We start from the raw sequence: 16,833 nt of genomic DNA on the forward strand, positions 1-16,833 counted from the left end.
TTATTCAACTTCAATTAGATGCTTCAATATTTCTTCGGGGGCATTCAGTGGTTCATCATGCCATTCTCCACTTCTATCCCAATAGCCCCCAGCCTGTAATAATGTTGTATGTGAAAAGCCATAACTCATTTCTATAATCTTCCCTATATTATCTCTGTCGTCAATAACATAATCATATCCCATACATTGAAATCTCAATCTATCAGAAACACTAAATGCAGAATCAATTATGTCTTTTGTTACTAAAGATCTATCAAAATAAAATGAGCCGCTGCCTGATGCACGAAATTCTCCTTCTCTAATATTTCTAGCTATAAAACTTAATTTATCACCGATAACAACAATTTTTAAATCAAAGCCTGCATTGGGAATAAATTCTTGTAAATATACATACCCTTGTTGCCGTGGCAATCGCCTCGCCTTTGAGAAAGATTCGATAAAGTCGGGTATCCTTTTTATTCTAGCTTTGATAGTTGCCCAACTTTTTGCTGATTTAAGTTGTGAGCTTCCCTTGTATAAGATACTAGGTGTTGAGACTAGTCCTTTTCCAAATATTTTTTTGCCATAATCATATGCATCGGTTCTGTTTTTCAAGAGCTTAACATTATTAGAGCCGGAACCACATCTTAACTTTGCTACTATTGGAAATTTAGAATCATTATCAAGCCATGTTACAAAATCTTTTAATGTATAAAACATATAAGCTTTAGGTGTCGGAGCTTGAATCGAATCCAACAAATATGTCTCTGCTATTTTATCATCAAAATGCCAAGCAGTAGGAACATCCGGAAACACTTTTAAACCCATATTCTCTGCACTCATTAAGATACTTCTAGCAAAAAGCATATCTTGCAATGAATAATGACTAAAATGCCATACCAGACAATCGTAATTCTTAAGTGTTTCAAGAATATCATACTTATAACAGTCTACAATGCTATAATCAATATTATTTGCTTCGCAATAATTTATCCAAGCAAAATGCCATGAGGTACTATGCTTAAAAATTGATTCATTATAATGAATTGCTACACGAACTTTTCTATTTTTCATATATAGTTTATACCACTATTTAATCCTGATATTATTCCATTGCTCTTTAATAAAGATCTAAAATTAACTGTATCAAATTCCTTATGACTCACCGCCAATACTACAGCATCAAATTTACCGTTAGGTAGTTTGGTTTCTATCTCTAACCCATATTCATGCTCTACCTCTTCCGGATTAGCCCAAGGATCATAAATTGTTACATTCGTATTATATTCTTTTAGTTCACGAATAACATCTACAACCTTTGTATTACGAACATCGGGACAATTTTCCTTAAATGTAATTCCTAAAACTAGTATATTAGAACCCTTTATTTGTATACCTTGTTTAATCATCTTCTTGACAACCTCACTAGCAACGTACTCGCCCATACTGTCATTCAGGCGACGACCAGCAAGTATTATTTCGGGGTGATAGCCATATTCCTGCGCTTTTTGAGCCAGATAGTATGGATCTACACCGATACAGTGTCCTCCAACCAGCCCGGGTTTAAATGGAAGAAAATTCCATTTCGTTCCGGCAGCTTGTAATACTGCATTAGTGTCAATATTCATTCTATCGAATATTTTCTTTAATTCATTTACAAATGCAATATTTATATCCCGTTGCGAGTTTTCAATAACTTTTGCAGCTTCTGCCACTTTTATAGTTGGAGCCAAATGCGTTCCTGCTTTAATAACTGAGGAATAAAGGGTATTTACTTTTTCTCCGACGTCAGGAGTAGAACCGGATGTTACTTTCTTAATTTTTTCGACAGTATGTTCTTTATCTCCCGGATTTATTCTTTCAGGAGAGTAACCGGCAAAAAAATCAATATTATACTTTAGTCCTGAAATCTTTTCTACAACAGGAATACAATCTTCTTCTGTAGCTCCGGGGTAAACTGTTGACTCATATATAACGATATCTCCTTTATCTATAACCTTTCCGACAGTTTCACTCGCTCTATATAAAGGGGTCAAATCGGGTCTATTGTTTTTATCTACAGGTGTTGGAACAGTTACTATATAATAATTACAGTCACTAATATCCTCTAAGTTACAAGAACAAAACAATCCAATATTGCCACTGTTTTCGTTTTTCAAAACAGACTGTAAAATATCAGCATCTACCTCTAAGGTATGATCAACACCAGACATTAATTCCTTTATACGTGCCTTATTAATATCAAAACCAACTACCGGATATTTTGTGGCAAAAAGCCTAGCTAAAGGTAAGCCTACATACCCTAGGCCAATAATTGCTATTTTTATTTTGTTCATTTGTGTTATTTTAAATTACTCCAATACCATTCTACAGCCTCTTTCAATCCGTCTTTCATACTATATTCCGGATTGTAATCTAACAAAGCTTTTGCTTTATCTATGCTTGCTAATGAATGCGGGATATCTCCAACTCTATTTGGGCCATGTATAATATCCACCTTTGCAATCTGAGAATCATACTCACTCAGATATTCTTTTAGATATTTTACCAATTGATTTAGAGTTGTTCTTTCTCCAAAAGCTGTATTATATATTGTATTTAATGCAGCGGGATTAGATGTAGTCAGAGCCAGCAAGTTCATCTGTATTACATTCTTTACATAAGTGAAATCCCTTGAATACTCACCGTCCCCATTAATTACAGGCGATTCGTGGTTGATTAACTTCTTAACAAATAAAGGTATAACGGCAGCATACGCCCCATTAGAGTCCTGACGCTTTCCAAACACGTTAAAATATCTGAGGCCAATACATTCTATTCCGTATGTACGAGAAAACACATCAGCATAAAGCTCATTAACATACTTCGTTATTGCGTATGGAGATAACGGTTTCCCGATAACATCTTCTACTTTGGGCAATGAGGCAGAATCTCCGTATGTGGAAGAGCTTGCAGCGTAAACGAACCGTTTAACGCCAACCTCTTTCGCTGCGAATAGCATATTCAAGAAGCCCGAAACATTCACTTCGTTACTTGTTGTCGGATCTTTTATAGAACGGGGAACAGAGCCTAAAGCCGCTTCATGAAGAATGTAATCAACGCCTTGTATTGCATTTAAACAATCATCATAATTGCGAATATCCCCTACTATTAACCGGAAGTTTTTTTTATCAAAGAATGGTAATATATTTTCCATTTTACCTGTAGAAAAATTATCAAAACAGATAACCTCACAGTTGTACTTTAATAACTCTTCGCAAAGGTTAGAACCTATAAAGCCGGCTCCTCCGGTAATAAGAATTCTTGAATTATCGAGTTTTTGACTTTGAATCATATCCATATTCTTTTCCATATCCATATCTGTAACTACTATCTAAATATGAATCATTGAGGACCAGATACATATTTATTAATTTACCTTCACTTTTTTGCATATTCATGAAGTCTACAGCAGCTCTAGGTGTTACATTTTCTCTAACGATGTACAATGTAACATCAACATACTCATCAATTAGATATGTATCCGAGACTAATCCTACCGGAGCAGTATCAAATATTACAAAATCAAATTCTTCTCTTGCTTGGAGCATAAATTCTTTTAAGCGTGGTTCCATTAATAACTCATTCGGATTAGGTGGAATAGTTCCGGCCACCATCACTTTCAAGTTATCATTTAGGCCCGAATCATTAACATAGTTTCGCCAAGAATCATCACTCACTAGGTAATCACTCAAACCTTTGTTTCTTGATACTTGAACATAATTTCTGAGTTTCGGATTTCTTATATCCCCACCTACTATTAAGACTTTTTTACCCGATAGAGCAAAGCTCATCGACAAGTTGACGCTTATAAAGGTTTTTCCTTCACCGGAAGCAGTAGAAGTCACTAATATTGTTTGATTTGACTTATGCTTAAGTATAAAGTTTAAGTTATTTCTTAACGACCGGAACATCTCTGCGATACCAGAACTTTGATTTGATCTGATTACGACCTGATCCTTAACCTCATTTTTCCCTATCTGTCCGATAATAGGTACTTCCGACAATCTTTCAAGTTCACTTCTACTTCTGATCTGAACTTTGAATAGGTTGATTAGATATATAATTACAATCGGACATAAAAAACCGAGTATTAATACCGAAAGAAGAATGATATTGGACTTAGGGGCTATTGGTGTAATGTCTTCTTGAGGGGAAACTATTATACGAGCCTTATTAGCTGTTGAAGCAATAGACAAATTAGTCTCTTCTCGTTTTTGCATCAGGAATAAAAATAAGTTCTCTTTAATCCGTTGCTCCCTTACTTTTTCTATGAGTCCTCTTTCCTGTTGAGGGACTGACAACACTCTGGATTTTGTCGAAGATGATTGCTTCAATAAATCTTGTTTCGATATATTGTAAGTCTGCTTGACATTTTTTAGAGAGTTGGATATGCTACTACGCATATTGTTTATATCATCAGTCAGTCTTATGCGTGTAGGATTTTCTTCACCCAGCCCTTTTAACTGAACTTCTGAAACAAGTAGTTTATTGTTATAATCATTTATTATTTGAGCCAAACCGAGATCAGCAATTCCAATATTAGGTATCACTGAAAATTTATTTGCAGGATTTTGCACAAAACGCTCTATTAAAGATATCACATTGAGTTGGGTTTCTACCTCCAATAATTTTTGTTCATTTTCACCTGTTTGTTGTACAAACAGCTGTGCTTCTGTGCTCAGATCTGTTATTTGATTCTTTTGTTTAAAATCAACAACATTCTCTTCTGCATCTCCTAGTTCTACCGATATTTCTTTCAATCTATCATTAATAAAGATTGCAGTATTGTATGCTATCTCATTCTTTATGTTTACGTTCATTTCATTATACTGCTTCACAAGTTCTCTAAGAATAGCAGCACCCTTGGCAGTATTATTACCAATCAACCCGATATTAAGGACCGAAGACGTTTTACTTGTTGGCGAAACTGATAATGCGCCATTTAGAGCAGAAACAGTAGAGTATATATCATTAATCTGAACATAGTATTTTTCATGTTCAGTTACCTTTTTACCTGTCAATTCAATTTTGATAGCGGCATCGTCTAACTTTATTNNTCGGAAGAGACTCATATTTTTCATTTATTTTTTTCTCCTCTGAAGCAAATAGATCTTCATATGTCCCGCTAATTTCATATCCCGTTCCATTTTTCTGTATATAGAATTGAATATTTCCTATTCCTTTTTTATCTACAGGTTCTAATGTGACATGAAAAGGTGTTTGATTGTATAACTCAACCTTTCTTAGTCTCTGCGTAATATAATATACAGTTTGCAAATTCAATGTATCTACAACAGAACGCATCAAATCGGGAGAAGATAAAATTGCAACTTCATTTTCTATATTGTTTGTTGTTGAAAGTAAACCAAGAGCTTCTAAGTCAAACTCTGCGGCTGCATTTCCTTTACTTGTTCCTTTATCCTCGTTCAGCAATATAGAAAGTGATGATTTATACTGCTTTTGAGTAACAAGAATGATTGCGACTCCAATAATCAAAAATACAGCTACTGATAGAATAAACCATTTCCAGTAGCGTAAATAATCAAATATGATATCAGTTACAGAAGTTGAGGCACTTGTATCTTTCCAGTTTTTATTGGTTTCCATTTAATTTAGCGGGTTATGATAGCAATTACTGAGATTACGATTGATAATGCGGATAAACTAATCGATTCAAAGGTTCCAAATCGAGAATTATTTCCTTTTGCTTTATTAGTTTCAACATATAACTTGTCATTTTGTTGTAAATAAAAGAGATCTTTATTAAGCACTAAATTCTTATCTTGCATATCAATTCGATGCATCGCAATCTCTCCATTTTCTTGTATTCTGAGCAACAGCACATTATCTCTACGTCCGTATATTGTCATATCTCCGGCTGCAGCCAAAGCATCTAAAATTGTCATTTGACCATTCGGTGTAGTATATACCCCGGGTCTGGCTACTTCGCCAAGAACAGATACTCCAAAATTTATGAACCGAACATTTACAACCGGTTTTTCAGCTATATATCGTGGATAAATTAACGAAACAATGTAATCTTGGGCCTCTTTAGATGTCATTCCACCAATACTTAATTGCCCTAATATTGGAAAGTTTATTTGCCCGTCTTTATCTACCAAATAGTTTTGTAAACTACCCGTTGTATTTGCATATACTACCGTTGTCTGTATTGGAGAGGTTAGATTAGTAGGTACCATCGGCAGGTTGAAATCTGTTGCAGCACCAGGTATATTAGAATTGACCGTAATGGTAATTATATCATTAGGCATAATTTTCGCTTCATGAATCGCAGCCACGCTTGATAAAACTTCAGGTGAAACTGTCTCTGCGTTCTTTAAATAGGGTAATTGTTTATAACCCGAACATGAACCTAAAAAAACGACTAAGAAAAAAACTATTAATGAGTGAAGAATTCTGAGCAAACTCCTTTTTGGTTTCATTGTGTTAAAATAAATAATGTTTTATAAAAGAGATTTCCTGCCAAAGATAATTTATTTTTTATCTTTTTTGACTAAAGAAAAAATAATAACTTTTTAAGAAATGGAATCAACATTAAATAAATAAAAAGGAAAAAGCCTGAAAAAAAGAAGATATCAAACTATAAAAAATCTTGAAAGTGTTATGGTATCTAGTATTTAAGAATTCGGGTATTAATCAAAAAAATGCTGTAAAATTTTACAAAAAAGAAAACAAATCCTTAGAAAGCCTTATCAAATTAACCTTTATTTACAAAACTTTAACAATATCAATACCCACGATCATAATAAGGATTTAAGACTCAAACCTTGAGAAAAACAACATTTATTCACGTTAATCACTCACTATTAAAATTTTAGTCTAACATACTTCCAATAATGGTTTCCATTTTTTCTATAGCATTATCCCAACTAAAACGAAGCACATATTCATGTCCTCTTTTAGCCAAGTCTATACGATATTCATTATCCTTAATCAAATAGCAAATTTTATCAGCCATATTTTTCACATCACCTGGTTGTACTAACAATGCCGTTTCTCCTTCAACCGCATACTCCTTATGCCCTTCTATATCGGTGCAAATAAGGGCACATCCACAAAACATAGATTCTACAGATACCAGACCAAACCCTTCAGTAAAGCTATTGGATATAAATATAGAGTTACGATTATAGATTGAACACAAATCATCCGGATCTCTATGATAATGAATCCAGTCGGGCAAATCTTCAGGTGAGGGATAAATGCCGAATAAATCAACCTTAAGCTCGGGAATCTGCTCTTTTACAAGATGTAGTGCTTCCAACCCATATTTAGAACCTTTTATTTCTTGAACAGAATACATCATAGCAACGGTTGCAATCTCTCTATTCTCTATTCTTTCCTTAATGTAATATACATTATTGTCAACTCCATTTTCAATCAATTCTACTCTATTATTCGTATGCTTAGCTACTATTTTTTTTAAATAAGAAGCAACAACGATATTAATCGTATCTTTCAAGTTATAAGAAGAATAGAGCAAATCTTCATGTCCTTCCCAATTTTCATAGCCTTGTATAAGGTTGATTTTTTTACCTTTTTCTGGAGATAGTGTTCCCATATCTAACACAGTAGACCACCAAGTAGCAATAACAATATCAGCATCAACGACGTACTTATCCCTTACTTCTTTTACATAAGACATCGTAATATCCGAATCAAATTCGAACCATTTATTACTATCAAAACGTTCTATTTTAGATAAAATACTGCGGACCAAGCATGGTAAGCGGTACTTCATATACTTTGTTTTAATAGGAAATGTTAGATGAACTTGATAGCCCATATAAGCCAGGCGATTTGCATATTCGTACATAACCCTAAATCCACCTGCCGGGCGACGAGGTTTGAATGGTAGTATAAAATTGATCTTTATATTATTCCTCATTTCTTCATCTTTTCTTTACAAATATAATGAGTTTACCAATTCTTTTGTCATTATAAAACTCTTATTTAGAAAATCGAAAAACAAGACAACCGATATATAATTAAACTTTAAATAAATTTTATTAATCATTAATTAAACATTATTAAATTAAATATTACATTTGTAAAAAAAATACACTAAATATGTTACCATGTAATTGTCCAAGTTGTAAAACACAATTAAAAGTGAAAAGCCTTGTTTGTGAAAATTGTGCCACAGAAGTACACGGTCTCTATGCTCTCCCCATACTAGCCCGTCTGTCTGTAGAAGAACAAGACTTTATTCTCAAATTTGTAAAAAATAGTGGAAGTTTAAAAGAGATGGCTAAAGATTTAAAATTGAGCTACCCTACCGTGAGAAATTTATTAGACGATATAATTGATAAACTAAAAGAATATGAAAAGTAAATCTTCTGTGGCAAGTTGGTTATTTAAGCCCTTTCAATACATTGCCGGTACAAAAGCTCTTATACTAGGACTGATTGTGATGTTATTGTTATCTGTTTTAGGGTATCTGGGAAATACTCATTTNNTTTCAATGGAGTGATCGGGATGCAATATGCGCCACCAAATCAGCCTCAATATTATGCAGTGCACATAGCTTATCAGATTATCACCTTCATTTCTATGACTGTGATTTTCTATATTGCGGCTCGCATTGTGTCGAAATCTTCTGTCCGTATTATTGATATTGCAGGCACAATGTCTTTATCACAAGTACCCCATATTTTGTTTGGGCTAGTAGGCTTAATACCCGCTGTTCATTTAGATTTTGGAAACATAAATGCAGCAAATACAAATGAAATATTTTCTATACTTAAAGATAATATTGGAATATTAGTTATAGCCTCTCTACTGTCTATTGTAATATTAGCTTGGTCCATTGTACTTAAATACAATGCTTATTCCGTTTCGGGTAATACAAAAGGAGTTATTGGAGGAATTTCTTTTGCTGCAGCTCTTATTATATCCGAAATATTAGTTAAAGTACTTATTTTTATCATCATACCTTATTTACACTAAAAATAGATCGCTATGAATCGCAAAAAACTATCATTTATTTTATTATTACTCTTATCCCTAAATATATCAGCACAATTAATCGTAAGTGAAGAACCTATTATATTAAAAACGGAAACAGGCGATATATTCGGGTCTTTAAAATCTCCGAATAGTAAAACTCCTGTACCAATAGCAATTATTATAGCAGGTTCGGGACCAACAGACCGCAATGGAAATAGTCAACTTACTCAAAACGATGCATATAAAATATTGTCTGATGAATTATTCTACAGTGAAATAGCTACACTCTGCTTCGACAAAAGAGGTATAGCAGCGAGCAAGTCTGCAATGAAAGATGAATCGGATATCCGATTTGAGAATTATATTGAAGATGTAAAAGGATGGATAGATTTATTATCGAAAGACAAGCGGTTTTCTGACATAATAATTATAGGGCATAGCGAAGGTTCGTTGATTGGGATGATTGCCGCAGAAAACAATCCAAAAGTTACAAAATACATTTCTATAGCAGGAATGGGTGTACCTTTTGATGTAATACTCAAAGAACAATTAGAAAAGCAATTGGCGGGACAGCCCGAAGCTACAAAAGATCTGATATTCTCTTATTTAGATAAATTAAAACAAGGTGAAACGATCTCGAATGTTCCTCCAACACTCAATGCACTATTTCGCCCAAGCGTACAACCATATATGATATCAGTAATGAAATACAATCCTCAGGAAGAGATCGCAAAACTTACCATTCCAACTTTAATTATACAAGGAACAACAGATATACAAGTACCCACAGAACAGGCAAATCTCTTGTCAGTAGCCAATCCTAAAGCCAAAAAGGTTGTTATAGAGAATATGAACCATGTATTGAAAGACTGCAAAAGTAGCGACATGACAGAACAAACGCCAACATACAGCAACAAAAGTATTCCGCTAAACAAAGAAATAGGAAAAGTTATAATAAACTTTATAAAAAATTAGAAAGCGAAAGAGAGGAATCACTTTCCTCTCTTCAGTTTTTTTATAATAATATCTGCAGCTCTTTGCGACGCTCCAGACTCACCCAATATTCTTATGACTTCATCATAGTCGGCTAACATCGTTTCACGATAGGTGTTGTCATTCAAAAGTTTATTAACTTCCTCCCTAATTGTATCTACAGAGAAAAATTTGGCAAAAAGCTCTTGTACCACTACCCTATCGGCTATCAGATTCACCAACGAAATATATTTTGTATAAAGTATATTCTTGAATGCCCAATAAACTATATGAGGAATAGGCGTTTTGTAACAGACAACCTGCGGAACTTTGAATAAAGCTGTTTCTAATGTCGCCGTGCCGGACGTCACCAATGCCACATCGGCATACTGCAAAAGTCTGTAAGTTTGACCAAATACAATTTTACAAGAATTACTACCTATATATTCTTTGTAATAATCAGGATCTATACCGGGTGCTCCGGCTATCACAGCTTGATAACCCCTAAAGCCCTTGATGGCTTCGAGCATAGCGGGCAGATTATCTTTTATCTCTTGTTGGCGGCTTCCGGCAAGTAAAGCTATAATAGGTTTATTATCTAAGTTGTTTTCCGCTATAAATTTATCTTTAACGTCATTCTTATTCTCTTCTCTAAAATTGGCTACAGCATCTACCACAGGATTCCCCACATAATCGATACGATAGTCATGCTTCTTATAGAAATCGACTTCAAAAGGAAGGATAGAAAGCATTTCGTCAACATATTTCTTAAACGATTTCACCCTATATTCTTTCCAAGCCCATACTTTTGGGGAGATATAATAATATACAGGAATGTTGGTATGCGTTTTAATGTATTTGGCAACTTTCAGATTAAATCCGGGATAATCGATCAATATCAACACATCGGGCTTAAACTCCATAATCTCCTTTTGACACATCTTCATATTACGAAGAATAGTCCTCAGATTGAGAAGTACAGGAATAAATCCCATAAAAGCCATTTCGCGATAATGCTTTACGAGTCGCCCTCCCTGAGCCAACATAAGATCGCCCCCCAGAAAGCAAAATTCAGCTTCTGCATCCTGCGCTTTGAGTGCTGCCATCAAGTTAGACCCATGCAAATCTCCCGAAGCCTCTCCTGCCACCAAAAAATATTTCATTGTGTTGTAATTTTATCGATAGAAAATTAAAGAATGGCTTCCCAAGACTTTATTGAGGCAATAAGATCATGATTTGTCATATCCACCTTCACGGGTACAACCGATACATACCTGTTAGCCAAAGCCCATTCATCTGTCATTTCATCACTAGGCTCATCATTCTCAAAGTTTCCTGTCAACCAATATATATCTTTATCTGCACCATCTTTCGACTGCATAAATTCATTCACCCATTGTCCGGATGTCTGACGACAAACACGGATTCCTTTTATATCGTCTCCTTTCGGAATATTCACATTCAAACATGTTCCACTAGGCAGCCCATCTTCCAATACTTGCTTGGTAATAGAGTGAATATATTTTTTTGAGTAAGTAAAATCAGCATTGTGACTATGATCAAGCAACGAAAATCCAATAGATGGTATTTTAAATACCGCTCCTTCTATTGCTGCTCCCATTGTTCCCGAATAAAGGACAGCTACCGCTGCATTCGAGCCATGATTTACACCCGAAAGAACAATATCAGGTCTGCGTTCAGCCAGTTCACTTATGCCGCACTTTACACAGTCCACAGGTGTTCCTGTTGTGGCATAGACTTTAATATTCTGGCTTTCACTTATCAAATATACCCGTAATGGCTGTAATGATGTTATTGCACTCGACATTCCCGAACGAGGTCCATCGGGTGCTACAACTATAATATCTCCTAAATCTTTTACGCTATCTATCAATGCTTCTATACCTTTAGCCTGATAACCATCGTCATTCGTAATCAGTATCAGAGGCTTCTTATTCTCCATCTATCTTTATTTATCATTAAAAAACAAAACTAAGAACTAAAAATTAAATTTCAGTTAAGAAACAAAGATACATCAATATTTTTAGAGCGTATTTATTTCCTTTGTAAAAAGAAATCGACGAAAGGAACGACTCCGAACAGTCACATTTATCAACAAATAACTGTTTGTAATCTTATATTGCAGATTTATCTTATATAAGACATTATAGTGATCTGAAAGAAGTAAAAGTGACATTAAAAAAGAGCATAGCGACTGTTACTTTTGTTACTTTTTAACAACACTAAACATCTAAACACATGATGTACAACAATATACAAAACCATAAAAAAGTAACACCCATGTACGATAAAAAGCGTGACTTAAATGAATTATAGCCATTAAAAAACAAACTCTTTTTTGTGTTATTTACAAAAGGTTTGAAATGGCTTTAAATTATTATCCAGCATCTTTGCGATGCAAACATATTTTGTAACTTTGGTATACTTTTTCAATTTATTAATCATTCAAAATATTCCCAACATGAGAAAAACAAGTACGGTCTTATTGCTTCTGCTGATTTTTTCGACCGCGATATATGCCCAACAGCAGTACCGCAAGCATGTCAGACCTACCAAAAATGTTATTGTGATGATACCTGACGGGACATCGATTGGTGTAGTTTCTGCCGCACGTTGGTATCAGATTTACAACAAGCTTGGAAGCAACAATTTAGCTATCGACCCTTATCTATGCGGCACCGTAAAAACATTTTCTTCAAATGCACCTATTGGAGACTCAGCCCCTACAACATCTTGTTACATGACGGGTATGCCTCAACAGACAGGTAATGTATCGATCTATCCTGTTGCCGATCCTCAAAATGACTTAGTACCTGTAGATCCGGCAAAAGCTTACCAACCATTAGCTACAATATTGGAAGCGGCTAAACATCAACAAAACAAAGCTACAGGATTGGTTGTTACGGTGGAATTCCCGCATGCAACACCTGCAGACTGCTCTGCACACTATTATGCCAGAGGCAAATATGAATATATCGCATCACAAATGGCGTATCAAAATTTAGATGTCATGTTTGGAGGTGGTAATTCTATACTTACTGACGACATTAAACAACATTTCAAAAACACGGGAACCAGACTTATTCAGGATGATTTAAAAGCTTTCCGTAACTTTAATGGAAAAGATAAAGTATGGGCATTATTCGGAGAAAGAGAGCTACCTTACGACATCGACAGAGACTCTACTTTAGTTCCGTCACTGAATGAAATGACTAAAAAAGCGCTCGACAGGCTTTCTCAGAACGAAAACGGATTTTTCCTGATGGTAGAAGGCAGTAAAGTAGACTGGTCTGCTCACGGAAATGATGCAGTAGGCTGTATTACAGAATATTTAGCATTCGACAAAGCAGTTGCTACTGTTATGGATTTTGCCCGCAAGAATGGAGAAACAACTGTAATAGTTCTTCCCGATCATGGAAATAGCGGATTCACAATTGGTCGTAGAGACCTGAAAAGCTATGATAAAGCAACCATCGATCAACTATTCAAAAATGTATCGCAATACAAAAAAACAGGAGAAGGTTTGGAGCGTATCTTATTGAAATCAAAACCGGAAGACTTTAAAAGCATTTTTAAAGAATATACGAATATAGATTTGAACGATGATGAGTTGAACTTACTTCTCAGCTCTAAAAACTATCAAGAAGCTGACTATATGAAAGTAAGCAACAGCGTGAATATGGGTTCGAGTATTATCAACATAATGAATCAACATACATATTTCGGTTTCACAACGGGAGGACATACCGGCGAAGAAGTATTTCTCGCAGCCTATCATCCTGATGGTGATCTGCCTATAGGTATGAATACGAATGTAGAAATAAACCAATATCTATCTGACGCTATAGGGCTCAAAACATCTTTGAAAGATATGACAGAAGAAGTGTTTGCTAAGCACACAGAAGTTTTCAAAGGATTAGAGTATAGCATCGATAAGTCTACTGATTTCCCTGTATTAAAAGTAAAGAAAGGGAATATGACCTTGACTATACCTGCGTTCAAGTCGGTAGTTTATCTCAACAATCAGCCAATCTCGTTGAGTACAGTGACTGTATACATAGACAAGAACGACACATTTTATGTTCCTAAGAGCCTAGTTAACAAGCTATAAGAAGATAGTTTTCCCTATATACAAAACAGCGACAAACTCAGAATGGCTTGTCGCTGTTTTATTTATGTAATCTAATAGTTATCAATTATTTATATCCATGATAATTGATGGAATAATAATAATCCAATGTACCTTGTTCCAACTGAGTAACGATGGCTTCTATTTCGGCATCTCTACCTTCAGGATCATATTCTGTTTTCAGACTATTGCCAAACAATCCGGCAAAAGCATTATATACACCGGCTTTGAAACTACCAACCAAGGCTTTTACAATATTATATGACGAGGTATTACATTGACGATCGATAAGCTTCACTAAAACCTTACCCTGATTCTTGGTCATTTTCTTCATCTTGGGTTTGTATTCCTCCATCATATATTTCTGCACATCGTTCATATACTTATCTCTTGCTTTATCATTGGGCAAGGATTGCATATATTCATAAGTTTCAACAATAGCAGCTGTAATCATCCTTGCATAAGGGTATGCAATACGGACATCCCTTACTAGTTTTGAGTATTCCTGTCTTTGCTTGTTATTCTTAAATTTTAATGGAGCATATATATAAACCGGCTTGAGGTTCATAATAGCAATCGTATCCCCATGATAGATAACTGCCATATCTATATACGTATCTTGCTTTTCCTGTGACTTGAGAGCCACAGAAACCAATAATAGCAAGACAAAAGAAAATACAATCTTTCTCATTGGGTTACGCAGTATAAATACAGTCCAAATATACAAGAAAAAAGAAAATTCAGATAAGAAATATCAAACTTAATTGCAGTTGAAGAGCTTAACGTCCAAACTTCAAATTTGAGAATAACTTTATTCCCCTGAGATAATAAGCAGCAAGGATACTTCTCGGGTAGATAGTTGCAGGGTATTCAACAATCATTTTTTCAAGGTTTTCGTTTCTTGCAGACCGATACATCTTCCTGTTATTATAAAAGTCTTTATGGGCTCTAACAACCTCTTTTGCGTTAGCATACTTTCCTGTGACAGCAAATTGGAACGCCGCGATATAATCCAATATAAGCCGTATAGTCATCACTTTCTTCAAGTTATCCTGAGGCAGATTTTTATAAAGCATTATAAGGTTATTCCTGAAATTGAGAAATGTTTTTCTGGGATTTTCCTTTTTCAAGGTAGCAGCTCCCACATGATACACAACGGAAGAAGGTAAGCAAACAATACGCCTGCCTCTTGAGTTCAACCTCCAACAGAGATCAATCTCTTCCATGTGTGCAAAAAAAGAAGAGTCGAACCCTCCTACCTCAAAGAAGTCTGTAGAACGTATAATGAGACAAGCTCCCGTAGCCCATAAGATATCTATCGGCGTGTCATACTGATGCTGATCTTCTTCTATTTTCTGAAAAATACGCCCCCTGCAAAATGGATAACCATACTTGTCTAAGAATCCACCCGCAGCTCCTGCATATTCAAAACTAGCTTTGTTTCGTTGAGCCAATATTTTAGGCTGGACGGCAGCAACATCTGTATTTTGATCCAGATAGGATATAGTTGTCTTTAACCAGTTTTCGGTTACTTCAACATCAGAATTGAGAATAACAAAATATTCGGCACTTACATCTTTCAATGCAGTGTTATATCCCCCTGCAAAACCATAGTTTTCAGGTAATCTTATTAATGATATTTGAGGATATGCTGTCTCTAAGAAAGATAAAGAATCATCTGTGGAACCATTATCAGCCACAACAATTTCGACATCAGGAAAAGATGAATACCGTACAACTGTAGGAAGAAACTCTTCTAGTAACTTTTTCCCGTTCCAGTTAAGAATAACAATTGCTATTTTTTTCATTTATGTTGTGCTAATTCAACTTCCTTCCGAGTCATTTTCCATCGCTTGTGAGTCCATAACCAATAAGCAGGATTACGCAAAATGGTTTTTTCCATCTCTCGTATATAAGTTTCTGTTATATAGAATTCTGGTTCAGTCAGGGGTTTATCCGAAATCAACTTTACAGTTGCCTTATAATGTCCTCTTTTCACCTTCTCCATATCAAGGTAAACAACAGCAAATCCGGTTTGTTTTGCAATACGTTCAACTCCTGTAAAAACAGCAGATTCTTGATTCATAAAAGTTGACCAATAATGTATGTTATGAAAAGACGGCGTCTGATCGGCCATGAAGCCTATCAATATTTGTTGTTTTGCCTTACGAAGCTTTACAATAACACGCAATGTTTCATTCTTAGCTATTCCCAAAGAACCAAATCGGCTACGTATCTTGAGAAACAAATCATCGACAGCTTTATTTTTCAAAGGCCTATAGATTTGTCCTAAAAGCTTATTTTGATCCTCTTTATTGCGAAACGACATCGTGATTGATGGTACCCACTCCCAATTGCCATAATGCCCTAAGAACATTAATACAGAATTTCCATCTTTCATCAAATCTTTCACTATATCCACCTTCTCAAAAACCATTCGCTTTTGCATCTCTTCGTCTGAGATATGCAATAGTTTTAGTGTTTCTACAAAGTAATCGCAGAAATGATGGTAAAACTCTTCCTCAATAATACGTAACTCCTTATCGGTTTTGTCGGGGAAACTATTCTTTAGGTTGACGCGCACAACTTTCAACCTGTAACCAATAAGTTTATACACTAGAAAATAGAGGAAATCAGATAAAATATATAATGCTCTGAATGGTAACAGCGCATGCAAATACATCCAGATATACAATATATAATATAGTATCTTATTCATC

The 16,833-nt window shown here is 35.0% G+C and carries 16 protein-coding genes; 4 read left to right on the forward strand and 12 right to left on the reverse strand.

What is annotated here, in order from left to right:
* From B3P17_RS04310 to B3P17_RS04340, 7 genes are all read right to left on the reverse strand, one after another.
* Window positions 1-1,053: an ATP-grasp domain-containing protein gene (locus B3P17_RS04310; protein ID WP_291103704.1), complete on the reverse strand. Its 1,053-nt coding sequence runs from the start codon at window positions 1,051-1,053 to the stop codon at window positions 1-3.
* On the reverse strand, window positions 1,050-2,315 hold the full coding sequence (locus tag B3P17_RS04315; protein WP_291103707.1) for a nucleotide sugar dehydrogenase: 1,266 nt from the start codon (window positions 2,313-2,315) through the stop codon (window positions 1,050-1,052). The genes B3P17_RS04310 and B3P17_RS04315 overlap by 4 nt, the downstream gene beginning before the upstream one ends.
* 5 nt (window positions 2,316-2,320) lie before the next feature.
* Window positions 2,321-3,331: an SDR family oxidoreductase gene (locus B3P17_RS04320; RefSeq protein WP_291103710.1), complete on the reverse strand. Its 1,011-nt coding sequence runs from the start codon at window positions 3,329-3,331 to the stop codon at window positions 2,321-2,323.
* Window positions 3,288-5,102 (reverse strand): GumC family protein, encoded by a 1,815-nt coding sequence (locus B3P17_RS04325; RefSeq protein WP_422653388.1) that lies wholly within the window; start codon window positions 5,100-5,102, stop codon window positions 3,288-3,290. The genes B3P17_RS04320 and B3P17_RS04325 overlap by 44 nt, the downstream gene beginning before the upstream one ends.
* Window positions 5,044-5,628 (reverse strand): Wzz/FepE/Etk N-terminal domain-containing protein, encoded by a 585-nt coding sequence (locus B3P17_RS04330; RefSeq protein WP_291103716.1) that lies wholly within the window; start codon window positions 5,626-5,628, stop codon window positions 5,044-5,046. Before B3P17_RS04330 ends, B3P17_RS04325 begins: the two co-directional genes overlap by 59 nt.
* Before the next feature lie 5 nt (window positions 5,629-5,633).
* Window positions 5,634-6,464, reverse strand: coding sequence for a polysaccharide biosynthesis/export family protein (locus tag B3P17_RS04335; RefSeq protein ID WP_336622844.1), 831 nt, complete (start codon window positions 6,462-6,464; stop codon window positions 5,634-5,636).
* A gap of 392 nt (window positions 6,465-6,856) precedes the next feature.
* The gene (locus B3P17_RS04340) at window positions 6,857-7,930 is read right to left on the reverse strand and encodes a glycosyltransferase family 4 protein (RefSeq protein ID WP_291103721.1); all 1,074 of its coding nucleotides are present in this window, start codon (window positions 7,928-7,930) and stop codon (window positions 6,857-6,859) included.
* Between the two features lie 182 nt (window positions 7,931-8,112).
* Here B3P17_RS04340 and B3P17_RS04345 point away from each other — a divergent pair, with 182 nt between their 5' ends.
* The 3 genes from B3P17_RS04345 (at window position 8,113) to B3P17_RS04355 (ending at window position 9,966) form a co-directional block, all read left to right on the forward strand.
* Window positions 8,113-8,376 (forward strand): DUF2089 family protein, encoded by a 264-nt coding sequence (locus tag B3P17_RS04345; protein WP_006843507.1) that lies wholly within the window; start codon window positions 8,113-8,115, stop codon window positions 8,374-8,376.
* Between the two features lie 144 nt (window positions 8,377-8,520).
* A complete protein-coding gene (locus tag B3P17_RS04350; protein ID WP_291103726.1) occupies window positions 8,521-8,991 on the forward strand; it encodes a hypothetical protein in 471 nt (156 codons plus the stop codon).
* 12 nt (window positions 8,992-9,003) lie between these two features.
* A complete protein-coding gene (locus tag B3P17_RS04355; RefSeq protein WP_291103729.1) occupies window positions 9,004-9,966 on the forward strand; it encodes an alpha/beta hydrolase in 963 nt (320 codons plus the stop codon).
* A gap of 17 nt (window positions 9,967-9,983) precedes the next feature.
* Here B3P17_RS04355 and lpxB read toward each other — a convergent pair whose 3' ends face one another.
* Entirely contained in the window at window positions 9,984-11,126 is a 1,143-nt protein-coding gene (lpxB, locus tag B3P17_RS04360; protein ID WP_291103731.1) for a lipid-A-disaccharide synthase, read from the reverse strand.
* 26 nt (window positions 11,127-11,152) lie between these two features.
* Window positions 11,153-11,926: a 5'/3'-nucleotidase SurE gene (surE, locus tag B3P17_RS04365; protein ID WP_291103734.1), complete on the reverse strand. Its 774-nt coding sequence runs from the start codon at window positions 11,924-11,926 to the stop codon at window positions 11,153-11,155.
* A 519-nt stretch (window positions 11,927-12,445) separates the two neighbouring features.
* Between surE and B3P17_RS04370 the strand changes: the two genes are divergently transcribed.
* The gene (locus B3P17_RS04370; protein ID WP_291103737.1) at window positions 12,446-14,095 is read left to right on the forward strand and encodes an alkaline phosphatase; all 1,650 of its coding nucleotides are present in this window, start codon (window positions 12,446-12,448) and stop codon (window positions 14,093-14,095) included.
* An 85-nt stretch (window positions 14,096-14,180) separates the two neighbouring features.
* Here B3P17_RS04370 and B3P17_RS04375 read toward each other — a convergent pair whose 3' ends face one another.
* The 3 genes from B3P17_RS04375 to B3P17_RS04385 all read right to left on the reverse strand — a co-directional run bounded on the left by B3P17_RS04375 (window position 14,181) and on the right by B3P17_RS04385 (window position 16,832).
* Window positions 14,181-14,804, reverse strand: coding sequence for a DUF4294 domain-containing protein (locus tag B3P17_RS04375; RefSeq protein WP_291103740.1), 624 nt, complete (start codon window positions 14,802-14,804; stop codon window positions 14,181-14,183).
* Window positions 14,805-14,892: 88 nt separating this feature from the next.
* A complete protein-coding gene (locus B3P17_RS04380; protein WP_291103743.1) occupies window positions 14,893-15,921 on the reverse strand; it encodes a glycosyltransferase family 2 protein in 1,029 nt (342 codons plus the stop codon).
* Window positions 15,918-16,832 carry a lysophospholipid acyltransferase family protein gene (locus B3P17_RS04385; RefSeq protein WP_291103746.1) on the reverse strand — a complete coding sequence of 305 codons (915 nt, stop codon included), beginning with the start codon at window positions 16,830-16,832 and terminating at the stop codon, window positions 15,918-15,920. The genes B3P17_RS04380 and B3P17_RS04385 overlap by 4 nt, the downstream gene beginning before the upstream one ends.
* Window position 16,833: the final 1 nt, after the last annotated feature.

The sequence above is a fragment of the Dysgonomonas sp. UBA7630 genome (assembly GCF_002483985.1).
Taxonomy (GTDB): Bacteria; Bacteroidota; Bacteroidia; order Bacteroidales; family Dysgonomonadaceae; genus Dysgonomonas.

Bases quoted from the DNA above. Each gene is read 5' to 3' on its own strand.
- B3P17_RS04350 (WP_291103726.1), top strand. From the start codon at position 8,521: ATGCAATATGCGCCACCAAATCAGCCTCAATATTATGCAGTGCACATA.
- B3P17_RS04380 (WP_291103743.1), bottom strand. From the start codon at position 15,921: ATGAAAAAAATAGCAATTGTTATTCTTAACTGGAACGGGAAAAAGTTA.
- B3P17_RS04315 (WP_291103707.1), bottom strand. From the start codon at position 2,315: ATGAACAAAATAAAAATAGCAATTATTGGCCTAGGGTATGTAGGCTTA.
- B3P17_RS04310 (WP_291103704.1), bottom strand. From the start codon at position 1,053: ATGAAAAATAGAAAAGTTCGTGTAGCAATTCATTATAATGAATCAATT.
- B3P17_RS04385 (WP_291103746.1), bottom strand. From the start codon at position 16,832: ATGAATAAGATACTATATTATATATTGTATATCTGGATGTATTTGCAT.
- lpxB (WP_291103731.1), bottom strand. From the start codon at position 11,126: ATGAAATATTTTTTGGTGGCAGGAGAGGCTTCGGGAGATTTGCATGGG.
- B3P17_RS04320 (WP_291103710.1), bottom strand. From the start codon at position 3,331: ATGGAAAAGAATATGGATATGATTCAAAGTCAAAAACTCGATAATTCA.
- B3P17_RS04370 (WP_291103737.1), top strand. From the start codon at position 12,446: ATGAGAAAAACAAGTACGGTCTTATTGCTTCTGCTGATTTTTTCGACC.
- B3P17_RS04375 (WP_291103740.1), bottom strand. From the start codon at position 14,804: ATGAGAAAGATTGTATTTTCTTTTGTCTTGCTATTATTGGTTTCTGTG.
- B3P17_RS04355 (WP_291103729.1), top strand. From the start codon at position 9,004: ATGAATCGCAAAAAACTATCATTTATTTTATTATTACTCTTATCCCTA.
- B3P17_RS04340 (WP_291103721.1), bottom strand. From the start codon at position 7,930: ATGAGGAATAATATAAAGATCAATTTTATACTACCATTCAAACCTCGT.
- B3P17_RS04335 (WP_336622844.1), bottom strand. From the start codon at position 6,464: ATGAAACCAAAAAGGAGTTTGCTCAGAATTCTTCACTCATTAATAGTT.
- surE (WP_291103734.1), bottom strand. From the start codon at position 11,926: ATGGAGAATAAGAAGCCTCTGATACTGATTACGAATGACGATGGTTAT.
- B3P17_RS04345 (WP_006843507.1), top strand. From the start codon at position 8,113: ATGTTACCATGTAATTGTCCAAGTTGTAAAACACAATTAAAAGTGAAA.